Genomic DNA, 12,323 nt, shown 5'->3' with positions numbered 1-12,323 from the left:
CGACATCGTCGTCGCTGAGAGCTCGGCCCCCTTGGATTGCGACGTGTCCTTCTTGGGCGCGGACAGGCAGCAGTAGCTCTGCGGTTCCGCGGAACAGCGACGCGCTTAGGCCTGCCGCAGGGGAGTGCGGCTGATGCTGTGAAAGCCCGACGCGCTGCTGATCAGCTCTTCGGGGTTTGGGATAAAACCCGCGGCGAGTTTGTATACCCGGACTTCCAGTTTGAACCAGGCGTATCCGAAGCGACTCTCCGAGACCTGCTGAAGATCCTCTCATCCCTATACGGGCATGATCCGACAACTGAGGACAGCGGCGGATGGCGACGAGCATTCTGGCTATATCAGCCGAACAGGTTTCTTTCGCCGCGATCATGTGCGTACTACCGAAGGCGGATTGAAGATGTAATGGAGGCCACCGAATACCTAAAGGGGTTCTCAGACACCGCTCGCACACCAGCGGAAGCCTTTGCAGGCGACCCTGCAAACGTCATAGCGTTGGCGAGTAAAATGGCCCCGCGGGTCGATAAGTCGGTACCGACCTAGTGCGCGACTGCTGCTGTCGCGTCATAAACAACAACGGACGTCGGTTTCTTAGTGTGGTTCAAAATTGTTGGCGGATTGAGAAGCGTGGCCCAGCTTTGTTGGCAGCTTTCTATGACTGGCCTGGACTACTTGGCGGTTTGAAGTCGATGGCCCAGAAAGGTTGGCAGCATTGGCCCAGACTTTCGACAGATTTGGCCCAGAAACTTTGACGGCATCCATCTGTGTCGGCGCGTCGTAGTCCGGCATCGTTGACAGCCGCTGGTTCAGGGACTCGAAGGTGAGTAGCTCGGGAGTTGGGTCGACGTTCGGCAAGATGCAGTCCGTGTGAGCAGCGCCGGGTTCGTTCGTTGGGAAGGTCACCGATTCCATGCGAAGTCCATGTTGTTGACGCCGCGCGCTTGGCGGCTGTTGGCCAAGGACTATAGCGTTCGGTCATCGTGCGCTGGAGTGCGCGGAAGCAATTTTTCATCTATAGCATGGCTTGTAAGGCATTGATGTAAATAGTAATAACGTCGTACTGGTAGAAGTTTAGTTCGCCATTTCTGAACTAATAGTCGATCATTTTTCGTCGCGGAACTAATCTTGATCTCTTTTCTGTTGAAGAAAAGAAACGAGTTGATGTGCGCTCTCTGGGCGTGGCGGCCGTGCGAGGTGCGCCTACCTATACGGGATGGTTGGGCCTTGTCGCACGGTGCCGATAGCACCCCGGGCTGAGGCCGGTTTCGCGCTTGAACGCCAGGCCGAATGCTGCGGCCGAGCCAAAGCCAATCTCGCTTGCCAAGGTCGCAATGGGCTGGCCTTGGCGTAGGGCCACGCGAGCCAGCAGCATGCGCCATTGCGTCAAGTAGGCGATGGGCGCCTGGCCCACCTTTTGCTGAAACCTGTCTGCCAGGGTCGATCTCGAGAGGCCGACGTGGTTAGCGAGTGTCTGCACGGTCCAGCGCATCTGCGGCTTTTGGTGCATGAGCGACAGGACTGCCGAAATCGCCGGGTCAAGGCTGCCGCAAAGCCAACTAGGCCCGATATCGACGCGTACCGTGTAGATGCGAAGGATGCGCACCAAGATCAGGTTGGCAACGTTTGCCAACGCGAACGTCACGCCTGGGGCTGCATGTTGCGTTTCCTCCTTGAGCATCGCCAGGAGGTTCGCCAGGCGCCCCTGGGTGTCCTCGCTTGCTCGAATGTGAATCAGTGCGGGAAGGAAGCGAAGCTGCCCGGCCATATCGTCGTCCGAAAAGGTGAACCGTCCGCCGATCGCCATACTCGATATCGCGCCCGAGCCGACCTCCAAGGCGCCGGAGGGGTCGCCTCCCTTTCCGAAGGCAGCCGCACCATCGACCAATGGCGTATCCGGCGCCGAAGCGACGTAGTAAGGACGCCCGTCGGTCAAAAGGTAAAAATCGCCCGCGTGCATTCGTATGGGGCTTTCTCCCTCCACACCGATCCAGCGTTCGCCTGACAGAAGGCTGCCGAACTTCAAGTGTCGGTAGGCTGGATAGCGAGCGCCCCAGTCGCCACGCACCGTCACTTGGGCGGACACGACGCTCTGGATGGTGACGGCACGAAAAAAGCTTGACAGGGGGTCGCTCATGGACGATCGCTTATGAAATGGCGACGACGAAGGATAGACCGTTCGGCTATTGCCGCGCCACCATGACATCCCCCCTCAACGGATGTCTCGCCATGCACTACGCCTCCTTGGGCGCCACTGGACTCTTTGTATCGCGCTTTTGCCTGGGCACCATGACTTTCGGTGGCGCGGACACCGCTGCCGGCAATGCCATTGGCCGCTTGGATGCCCGTGACGCCGATCGCATTCTCGGCGCGGCCATGGAAGCTGGCATCAATATGCTGGACACGGCCGATGTATATGGCATGGGGGGCTCCGAAGAGGTCCTGGGTGAGATCCTGGCCGGTCGCCGCCACGAGCTGGTGGTGGCCACGAAGGCGAGCGCCAGAACGGGTCCGGGTGTCAACGACCTAGGCCAGTCACGCCATCACATGATGGCCGCGCTGGACGGCAGCCTGAAACGGTTGAAGACGGACTACATCGACCTCTATCAGCTCCATAACTTTGACCCGTTGACGCCGGCAGAGGTCGTGCTTCGGACCCTGGATGACATGGTGCGATCGGGCAAGGTGCGCCATTTAGGTTGCTCGAACTTTGCGGCCTGGCAGCTGATGAAAGCACTGGGTCTCGCGGGGCGGCTCAACCTCGAGCCCTTTGTTTCGATCCAGGCGTATTACTCACTGGCCGGGCGCGATGTTGAGCGAGAACTGCTCCCGCTCGCCCAGGATCAGGGGCTCGGCTTGCTCTGCTGGAGCCCGTTGGCCGGCGGTCTCTTGTCCGGCAAGTTCGACCGTTCCGGCACGAGCGACGCGACGGCGCGCCGTGCACGCATCGCGTTCCCGCCAGTGGACGAGGAAGTGGCCTACGACGTCATCGACGCGTTGCGCGCGGTCTCCGATCGTCACACGACAACACCGGCGCAGGTCGCGCTGGCATGGCTGCTTTCGCGCAAGGCGGTGACTAGCGTCATCATCGGCGTCAAGCGACCCGACCAGCTGCAAGCCAACCTGGAGGCTTTCGATCTGACCTTGTCGGCGGATGATCTGGCGCAGTTGGATACCGCGAGTGCCCTGCCGGCGTGCTACCCCGGATGGATCCAGTCCTACAATGCCAAGTCGCGCGTCCCTGAGGGCCATCCTTGGGAGGGCAAGAGCTGGACGCTGGGCGAAGCTGCGGTGTAAGCGTCGCAGTTACGTCGGCTTAATCGAAGAATCTTCTCGGGACAACAATGCGTTCGCGGCGCCTCGACTAGGACAAACGCGTTGGACGTCCGTATAGGTTTGTCCGGAACGGCCAGACTAGGCTGGATCGCGCAACGGAGAATCCGATATCGACGACTTGCCCTGAGTCAATTCCAGGACCAACGCCGACTTCCGGCGGGCTGTCCAGCGTTGATCTCGTCTTCCCTAACGATGCTCCCGTCGCCGGCGACCGCGCTTGATGGCGTAGCCCACGAATGCTTCGATTTGCACGACGGATGCGGGCAACGGCGAATTGCCAGACGCGACGCATCAATACCAGCTCGCCAGGGACGCGGTGACCTGTCCACGAACGTGGCCAAAGCACCGCGCGGCGCATGGACGGCCGCGGACACGCTTCGCACCCAGGGCAGCGCATCATGCATCTGCATGATGGATAGCGTGCACGGAAGTAATCTCCGTCCGTTCCATGGTTTGGAAGCCATTGATTCCAGTATCAAGCAGCGCGTAATGGTAGAAGTTCAGTTCGCGATTTCCGAACTAATAGTCGATCATTTTCGTCGAAAAAGTAATATTTGATCTTTTTTCTCTAGTAGAAAAGAAAAGGGTTGACATGCGTTCGGGAATACGGAAAAAGAGTCCGTACCACGGCGAAAGGTGCGTGACTTGTATACGTATGAGACCAGTTTGGTGAACCCAGAGGCGATGCGGCAAAAATAAAGCCCTCACGTCATTGCAGTGGCGTTGAGGGCTTCGCTCGGAGCTCGTGACGGAGAATCCGGGATCAAATTAGGCAACGGCGATGCTGTTGTCAAGCGGCGGTCATGCCCAAAAAAGCACACGTCGCAGCCGGTCGCCTCCCCACTGAGGGAGGTAGTTCATGGCAAAGCAAGGCACATCTCCAGCGCGCGCGCAGAGGCGCAGGGCGGCAGGCTGTCCCGATGGCAATGAGGATGTCCGCTCCGGTATTTGGATTGTCCATGCCATTGGTAGGGAGGTGCGAATCCCCTTGCTGGGTGATCTCAGGCATGAGCATTTTTATTTCACCGAGGGCGACCCTGAAGTCGGACTAGCTGATTACGCCCTCGAACCAACGCCGACTTCGCTCGACAGAGCCGACGAGAGACCGCTGCGGTTTGATGGAGTGATCACCCTGCGAGATGGAAGCCGCCGCTGCCGACGGGTGGCGGTACGACCTCTTGATCCAAGCGACGCAAGGAACGCCCGGCTGCTCGAGCGGTACGCAGCGGCGGCGAGACGGTTAGGCGGCCAGTTTGAAGAAATCACTGCCGCCGAATTGGACGCTGCGCATACGCGTATTTCTAACTGGATCCGCATCATTGGGTCCTATCTTCGCTGTCGCGGGCGGTCCTTGGGTGTCGCCGAGGCTTTGGTCATGGCGCAGGTTTCCGCTAGCCAGGGCGTTGCCTTGGGTGAGGTGCTGGACCGGTTGAGCGATCAGCCTCCCGCTACGGTACTCGCGGCCGTGGCTAGCCTCTTGCGTCAACGGAAACTGAGCAGCGATTTGGATGAGCGGACCTGGAGCCGGCATACCTTGGTGCGGAGGATAGGGTGATGCCGTATCGAATCACACGACGTACGATTCCAAGGGAAATTCCGCCCTGCGAGACCTGGCCGGTGCCGGATCTTTCCGGCTTGACCGACCAGCAGCGCAAGCGGTTCCATGACATCCGCGGGGTCATTGTTGCTTACCTTGGAGGCCAGAAGGTAGGCGCATCGGTCAAATTAGCCGGTCTTTGCTATGCCGAGTTAGCCCGTCGTATAGCTCGATGTGTGAGCTACGACGCCGAGGGTCGCATGCTCGGTTGGTTCGCTTTGTTACCTCATCAGCGTGTGGCCGCCTACCGGCGTAAGAGCGTAGGAACAGCGCGCAGTCCGGTCACCCACGGTGGGTATAGTGGTTCGCTATCGGCGCTCATGCGGACCCACCCGCGGATCGAGGAGCGGCTGGGAAAATATTTGCTTACGGCTCAGCGCGATCATTCGCTTCCTGAATCGCGTGTCCACACGAAGAACGCACACCAGTACTTCTTGTCGCTGTGTCGGGAGTATGGTCTCGGCGAGAACGACTGGCCGTTCTGCGTTGAGCACAAGGGCGCTCGCTCGATCACCAACTGGGTGACAGCATTCTATCGGCACCATTATGACTCGATCGTCGACCGCCAGTACGGTGCCGTGGCTAAGGTGAAGGCGGCCACTGGAACTGGCCTTCGTAGTCGCCTTCAGAGCAAGATGCCGCTGGACATTGTGGAGATGGACGAGCACACCCTGGACTTTTTCGGCAGCATCGCCATTCCGACGCCTAAAGGTCCTCGCTACGTCAAGGTGCGCCGGCTCACCCTTATTCTTATCGTGGACCGTTTTAGTCAAGCCATTTTGGCCTATACCGTCATCGTCCGACGGAAGGTGAACGCGGCCGACATCATCGCCACTGTGGCGAAGGCGCTTGATCGAGCCGTAGCACGCGCCAAGAAGTTGTCCGGCGTTACTGAGGAGCGCTCCGGCGGCCTTCCGTCGGAAGTCATCGCTGCCTTGGCGGGATGTGGTTTCAACATGCTGCTGATGGATAACGATTCCGCCCATTTGGCGGAGGCCTCGCTGTCGCGCATCGGGCAGATGGCCGGCTGCGCGATCAACTACGGGAAGGTGGCGCACTTCGAACGTCGCCCCGTCGTGGAGTCGATCAATCGGCGTCTGGAAAGGTCCTTTCAGCGGCTGCCATCGACCACGGGCTCAGGCCCCGCCGATCCTCGGCGGAAGGACGCGGAGAAGAAAGCGGTAAGCCTCAAGATCGAACTACACGCGGTACTGGATCTGATCGATGCGGTCATTGCGGACCATAACGTGTCATTGCCGGCCGGTAACCTCGGCGCCACGCCGCTCGAGGTACTGCAGCATTACGTTAGCGACCCATCGATAGGCTTTTTGCCGCCCGTGCTACCCCCGCCCCTGCCGGGCATGCCGCCATTAGGGCTGATGACAGAGACCGTGCGTGTGGCCGGCAGCATGGCACGAGGTGAAAAGCCTCATATCAACTTTGACCGCGCCCGCTATATGGCGCCGTGGCTGTCCGAACGCATGGATCTGCTCGGCGAGTCGGTGCAGCTGCACATTGATGAGGATGATATCTCTCATCTCTATGTGATCGGACCGGGCGGTCGCGGGCTGGGTCAAGTCGAGGTAATGGGCGCATGGGCAGGCGCGCCCCACTCGCGCGAAATGCGCCGGCTTATAAATGCTGCTATCGACACTGGGCAGATGAGTCGTCGTAGTGGTCGATGCATCGTGAGCGACTGGCTGGCCCGGGTCAGTGTCATCGCGCGATGTGAGGGCCAGAAGGCTGATGGGCTCGACGCAGCAGAGGCAGCTAATCATTTGGCTGAAGCCGTCCGGCTGGGCCATGTTCCCGCCCCGGGCGAGCGTCTAGAACGGACACAGGTTTTGTCGTCAGAGTCACCAACGGGACCCGCCAGTTCAACGAATGGCCTGAAAGTGAAAACCGCTTCCGACGGCGCCAAGGAGCGCGCGCTCGAGCCGCTCGTGAGTTTCTTTGCCATCAACTGAGGCTAAGGTCATGAACGCTAACTTTTTCAGCGTGCCAAGTGAGTTGCTTCGTTTGCGCGAAGAGTACTGGGACAAGCATCCTCTGATCGAGGGCAGCGCGGTTCTGCCTACTGTGCCTATTGGATGGGTAGTAGGGCTCGTTCTGCGGTGGGCCCGACGCCAGCAAGCCGGGGGAGCGTTTTGGGCTGACCCTCGTACGGGTAAGAGCTCTTGCATTCGTGCCATCAAACGCGTGGTGGTAGATAAATTCCCGGGGGCAGGGGTCTTGGTCTACCAGGCGAAGAGCGACCTGGTCTGTGCCGAAGGTTCACTCATCCAGGATATCCTTCACTCGATGGAGTTCGAGGCAAAGGCAGCCCGAGGCTTGCCCAATCAACGTGAACAGCTGTGTCGCGCTATGTTTGCACTAGGCGCGGCGCGGAGGCATCTTTTCCTGGTCATCGATGAGGCTCAGTGTCTACATGCGATTCAGCTTGAATGGTTCAAGTGTTACATCAACTTCCTCGTCGAACGGAACTACCGTGTGACGGTCGTGATGTTCGGTCAGCACGAGCTGGTAGGTATGCGCCACCGGATCACAATGCGGGGTCGGTCTGACCTCCATTTTCGGTTCATGGAGCATTTTTTTCAGTTCGAAGCGATCGTCTGTGGTGGCGATCTGGCACCCCTTCTTGCGGCTTGTGATGAGGCGTCGGAGTATCCCGGCGGGAGCGGTGTGAGCTATACCCGATTCATCTGGCCATGGGCGTTTGAGGCCGGCTATCGACTAGCCGATCAATCGGCCGCGTTGTGCCAAGCCTTTGGTATGGGGATGCACGGCAAGATGAGCGGCGAGGGCGTCGCCATGGAGTACGTGGCGCGAACGCTCTCGGAATTGGCCGAGCTCACGCGCACGCGCGATGCCGCCGGCTTCATCCCGAGTAGCGATGACTGGCGCGACGCAGTGGCTCGAAGCGGTTACTCGGATCGACTGCCTGTTCAGCGCCATCGTGACGCAGAAATGATGGAGACCGGATTGCGCCGCGATGCTCTTTGAAGCGGGCCGCTATGCTAAGTTGGAACCACTGTTTTGACGATCCTTGGGAATCCGCGTGGGGCGCGTGTCACCGGCTGGCCTGGCTTAATACATGTACCGTGCGGGAAGCGATTGAGGCGATGGTAGGCCGACGCGTAGAACTGGCAGGGATTAGGCAGGCGCTGTTTGCGGATGACGGCCAGTGGTGGAGCGAGACGTTTCTTGACAGCAATGCAGAGGGGCAAGCGATCTTCGCTTCGCTGCGTGCGCGATATGGGCGCGAGGGGGCCGTCAGTCAATGGCAACGGGTGGTCGCGCCCCTGCGCGACGTCCAGGTGCGCTTCTGCCCGCGCTGCTTGCGCGCTGGCTTTCATTCTGTCTTATTCCAGTTGGCCGGGCTTGACCGGTGTCCCTGGCATGGTAGCCGCCTCTGTACGGAGTGCGAAGCGTGCCATCGGCCGTTTGTCGATCTGCGTGACGTCGCTGTCGGCGGATTTTCTTGTCCCCATTGTGGGGCGTGCGCAGTGCCAGCGTCATGGCCGTTACACGTCACCGCAGGCCTTCGCCGACGGCGTACGGAGGTCCAAAGACAACTGACGTCTTGGGCACGATCAGCCATAGAGGCTAATACGCTTGACGCGGAGTGGGGGGTGAATCCCATCGGCGTGCGCGAGGGCCGTCGCCTCTTGCCGCGATCCTGGCCGGCCGTGCTGCTACCGATGCTTGCGCGTCACACGCCGTTTCCGTTGGAAGAGCGACTGATATGCGCGGCACCCACGCAACTGCAGTCGACTGATCCACATCGTTTTGGCCGTTTCAGAACAGATGCGCTTTGGGTCGACATCGACCGAATTTTTGACGAGGTTGCGAAGCAGGTAAAGCATTATATGGGAACCCATATCGCCTGCTATGAAAGAGCAAAGTTCATGCTTAGCGCAACGTGCGTCATTGAAGACACGCTTGTCTGGCAAGGGGAGGTATGTGTCAAGGCGTGGGCATACTTCGTCTGGCGTACTCGATGCCGTCATATGATCCATGAGTCAAAGAAGTGGTTAAGGCATGGTCAGCGCTTGGTTGAGCACGTTTCACTGGATGCGTTGCATCAGGACATGCTTAGTTCGTTTCACCATGGCCTGCAGATTGCGGTGATGTCGCGGTCGATGCTCGCTCACGGCGTCGAGCTCCCAGATCGCGGCTTGGTCGACTTGTGGGACCCGTGGCTCTGGCTCAGCGATTCGGGCGCCTTACGGGGATTTGCGTACGGACCCGCCGAACCGCTTGACGTCGCGAGCTGTGACCACGGTCGAGTAGCTTCGCGATGGGAGCACCCCATGGCGCTGCTTCGGCGAGAACAAAAGCAAGAAAGAGCACGGGCGGGCCCTAAGGGGTTGGGCGTCTGGGGTCCCCGGACGTCTGCTGTGCGTGGGCCACGAGGGATAGGGCCCAAACCTCGGTCGTTCACTTGGCCGGATGATGGCACCCTCTAGGCTGCATGCCTCTGCGATCGGCGGCTGCCTCCTGCCTGTTAGCTCGCCCTCAGGCGCGCGCGGGGCATCACAGCAGGTATGAGACCCAGACCCACGAGTACTTCACCTATCTCCGGGTGGCCGCCTATAAAGGTGATTTCCACCGGTAAGGCTCCGCGATAGGCCTCCGGCACGATCGCGGCCAGGGCGCTGGCCAGTGTGGTATCGAAGTCACTGACCACGCCAATGGCCAGCGCAGGCGTGGGCGTCGCGCTTTCTTTCCGGTGCACCTCGTAGAGAAACACCGCCGGCGCTCCGGGTTGCCGGGCGAAGTATGAGCGCAGAGCGGCCAACAGGGAGCGATGATCCTCGGTGGGCCGGCCGATGCTCATCTCGCCTCCCGCCGGAAAGACGGCGAGCGGAGTATCCGTCACCAGGCTACTGTGCGTGATGCTCTGGGCCAGCGTCGGAACCATGTCATACATGACCGGCCCAGAGGGGTTAATCCGAAAGTGTGCGTGAGGAAGCACGTCCGTCAGGCGCCGGAGCGAGTCCCATACCAGAGCAACGGTAGGCGGGGTACCCTGCGGAACGCGCGCGTGGCTGGAGAAGAGGGGCACGAAGGTGACACCGTCGGACGGGTCTTTCCATAAAAGAATCGCGCTAGCGGCTGCATCCGCGGTAACGCAAAGCTGGGAGACCGGCACTATGAACGAGCTTCTTGCCAGCAGACTATGAAGCTCGGGAGTTAGCCCAGGATCCGCCGCAGCGCGCTGCAGTGCCTCGGCGACTCGATCACAGGGTGCCATCATGTCCTCCTGAGACATAGGGTTTGCGCATGCTAGCCGCCTTCGAGGGTCTTCAACAGCTGCTCTTTCTCAGCGATCGACATTTGATCGAAGGCCAGAATCATCCGCGCTAGGCGCTCGTCCTCAGCGAACAGGTAGGCCGTCGGTACCGCGAGCGCGCTCGCTAGCCGTTGGGCTGTTGCCATGTCCGGCTGGTGCACGCCAAGCTCGTACCGGTTGATGCGTGTGCTGGCCACGAAGGGATCCAAACCTGCCCGGACACCGAGCTCTTTTTGTGAAATGTTAAGGCGTTCACGCGCTGTCTTCAGGCGATGCTGAAAGACCAGCCGGACATCCGGCGGACGGGCCATGGGCCGAACCTAGAAGGAAGGGCCTACGAGATTCGTAACATTGCCTTGCGACCGATACTACGAGTTTCGTAGTATCGGTCGCAAGCGCTCGTTTTCTTGACTTCGGGGTACCTGTGGTATGCCCATGCAGCTCATGCTTGATGATGAATCCGGGATACCGATTCCCTTGGACGATTTTGCCCGGGAAGCGTGGTCAGTCCAGCTGGGTCGGGCCGAAGCCAGCCAGGGAGTCGAGCAGTTGTGTGAGCGTCTAGCCGAGTGCTTCGCGACAAGTTTGGCCGGTTGCCTGGACGAGGACCTACAACGCCCTTCGGAAGCGCAGGTCCGCTATGCCACCGATATTGCCCGAGGCCTCGGGGTAGCCCTGCCGGCGGAGGCGCTGCGTTTTCGTGGGGCGATGTTCGAGTTTTTGCAGCGGTTCGCCGAGGCGCACCGGACGCGTCGTCGCGGTCCGCCGCGTGATCGGTAAGGCTGCAGCGCAGAAAGGTTCAGCGAGCGAGCAGGAGATGCTAGTACTCGCTCACCTGAACCACGCCGACTGACTGCCCATATGCCGGTCCACCCCGATTCACGCGATACGGCCTGCGCGGGAATCGTCCGGACGCATGTGAATCAAGCCGATCGGTCAGAGTCCAGTGCCGCAGCGAGCCGTCGCGCCGGTCGGGGGTTAAGGTATGGTCGGCTGACCGAGGCGGTTGCCGCAGATGCATCGAGGAGAATGATGATGGACCACCTATCACCCTGGTCCGGCCGCCTCCGTGAGGTCTGGGCATTGAGCCCTTGGCTCTTGCTACCGCTTGCTTACGCGATGATCTTTAGCTGGCTCTATCCAACGGGAACAGTAATGAGCACGGCTATCGCAGCCCTTCGCTTTGGTGGCGTGGCCGTGACGATCATCGTTGGATATGCCGGTTTGGCGACGCGTATCTCGCGTTCACTGGTGTTCCGTCCGCAGGAACTGCCATGGGCCATGGCGCTCTTTGCCATGACCGGTGCGGTGCTCGTGATCCAGTTCGCGGCGATCGGCTTTCAAGCCGGCGACCTGCTGACTACCTCGGCGGCGTTGTCTGCGCCCGATAGTCACAGCTTTGAGCCTCTTTCGCCGCTGGACTATCTCTATTTCTCGACGATGACCTTTACCTCCGTCGGGTATGGCGATCTGGTGCCGCGTCCCGGAGCCGGCCGTTTCCTGGCCATATGTGAGGCCGTAATGGGATCGGTGCACTCGGTCTTTTTCATCCTCATCTTCCTCAGAAGCGGTGCAGGAACCCCGCTGATTGAGCGTCCGACGCAGGCACAGGATGACAAGAGTTAAGGGTCGGTGATGCCGCGTGCCCCGCAAGGCAGGCCGACGTGGCCCCGTCCAACGAGCAAGCTGCTCTACGGTCCCTGAATCAGGCCGAGGCACAAAATGACCAGCGGCCACGGTGTGCGGAGTCCCTGGTGGACCCATGCGAGGGCAGACGCAAGGGCGAGCCCTAGAGCCCCAGCCTCAATCGACAACGGTGCAACCACAGACGCCGAAACCGTCAGCGCGACGTATCGCTGGGTGAGTTCGACCGCACCTTCTACGCGCTCTGGAGCTAGTGTTACGGTCGAGGTTTTGTATCTCTAGCTTCAATCCCGGCGATCTTGACAGCGGGGAGCATCGAGTAAAGCTCCTTAATTTGACGCGGCTGGGAAATTCGATTGTCCACAACAACATTAAGCGCCCGCATGAAGTCGCTCCATGCGTCGGGCTCGTAGCGGTGACGGGACTGAGTGTGCGCTCGCGCGAGACTTGCGCGAA

General features: G+C 60.2%; 10 protein-coding genes. 6 read left to right on the top strand and 4 right to left on the bottom strand.

Annotated elements, in window-relative coordinates:
• Positions 1 to 588 precede the first annotated feature (588 nt).
• Together QRN34_RS12835 and QRN34_RS12830 are read right to left on the bottom strand one after the other, a co-directional pair.
• Entirely contained in the window at positions 589 to 909 is a 321-nt protein-coding gene (locus QRN34_RS12835) for a hypothetical protein (protein ID WP_285404971.1), read from the bottom strand.
• Positions 910 to 1,201: 292 nt separating this feature from the next.
• The gene (locus QRN34_RS12830) at positions 1,202 to 2,131 is read right to left on the bottom strand and encodes an AraC family transcriptional regulator (RefSeq protein ID WP_285404969.1); all 930 of its coding nucleotides are present in this window, start codon (positions 2,129 to 2,131) and stop codon (positions 1,202 to 1,204) included.
• A gap of 92 nt (positions 2,132 to 2,223) precedes the next feature.
• Between QRN34_RS12830 and QRN34_RS12825 the strand changes: the two genes are divergently transcribed.
• From QRN34_RS12825 to QRN34_RS12810, 4 genes are all read left to right on the top strand, one after another.
• A complete protein-coding gene (locus QRN34_RS12825) occupies positions 2,224 to 3,291 on the top strand; it encodes an aldo/keto reductase (protein WP_285404967.1) in 1,068 nt (355 codons plus the stop codon).
• An 898-nt stretch (positions 3,292 to 4,189) separates the two neighbouring features.
• Entirely contained in the window at positions 4,190 to 4,885 is a 696-nt protein-coding gene (locus QRN34_RS12820; protein ID WP_285404965.1) for a hypothetical protein, read from the top strand.
• 80 nt (positions 4,886 to 4,965) lie between these two features.
• A complete protein-coding gene (locus QRN34_RS12815) occupies positions 4,966 to 6,894 on the top strand; it encodes a hypothetical protein (RefSeq protein WP_285404963.1) in 1,929 nt (642 codons plus the stop codon).
• 10 nt (positions 6,895 to 6,904) lie between these two features.
• The gene (locus QRN34_RS12810; RefSeq protein WP_285404961.1) at positions 6,905 to 7,930 is read left to right on the top strand and encodes an ATP-binding protein; all 1,026 of its coding nucleotides are present in this window, start codon (positions 6,905 to 6,907) and stop codon (positions 7,928 to 7,930) included.
• 1,504 nt (positions 7,931 to 9,434) lie between these two features.
• On the opposite strand, the gene QRN34_RS19180 is transcribed toward QRN34_RS12810, so the two are convergent.
• Together QRN34_RS19180 and QRN34_RS12800 are read right to left on the bottom strand one after the other, a co-directional pair.
• A complete protein-coding gene (locus QRN34_RS19180) occupies positions 9,435 to 10,184 on the bottom strand; it encodes an enhanced serine sensitivity protein SseB C-terminal domain-containing protein (protein ID WP_345782900.1) in 750 nt (249 codons plus the stop codon).
• 32 nt (positions 10,185 to 10,216) lie between these two features.
• The gene (locus QRN34_RS12800; RefSeq protein ID WP_285404958.1) at positions 10,217 to 10,534 is read right to left on the bottom strand and encodes a helix-turn-helix transcriptional regulator; all 318 of its coding nucleotides are present in this window, start codon (positions 10,532 to 10,534) and stop codon (positions 10,217 to 10,219) included.
• A 124-nt stretch (positions 10,535 to 10,658) separates the two neighbouring features.
• Between QRN34_RS12800 and QRN34_RS12795 the strand changes: the two genes are divergently transcribed.
• Positions 10,659 to 11,003 carry a hypothetical protein gene (locus QRN34_RS12795; RefSeq protein WP_285404957.1) on the top strand — a complete coding sequence of 115 codons (345 nt, stop codon included), beginning with the start codon at positions 10,659 to 10,661 and terminating at the stop codon, positions 11,001 to 11,003.
• Positions 11,004 to 11,378: 375 nt separating this feature from the next.
• A complete protein-coding gene (locus tag QRN34_RS12790; protein ID WP_285404955.1) occupies positions 11,379 to 11,849 on the top strand; it encodes a potassium channel family protein in 471 nt (156 codons plus the stop codon).
• Positions 11,850 to 12,323 lie beyond the last annotated feature (474 nt).

Source organism: Luteibacter sp. ME-Dv--P-043b, from assembly GCF_030209605.1.
In the GTDB taxonomy this organism is placed as follows: domain Bacteria; phylum Pseudomonadota; class Gammaproteobacteria; order Xanthomonadales; family Rhodanobacteraceae; genus Luteibacter.
Note: the sequence above shows the minus strand (reverse complement) of the source record. Positions and strands in the feature narration are given on the sequence as shown.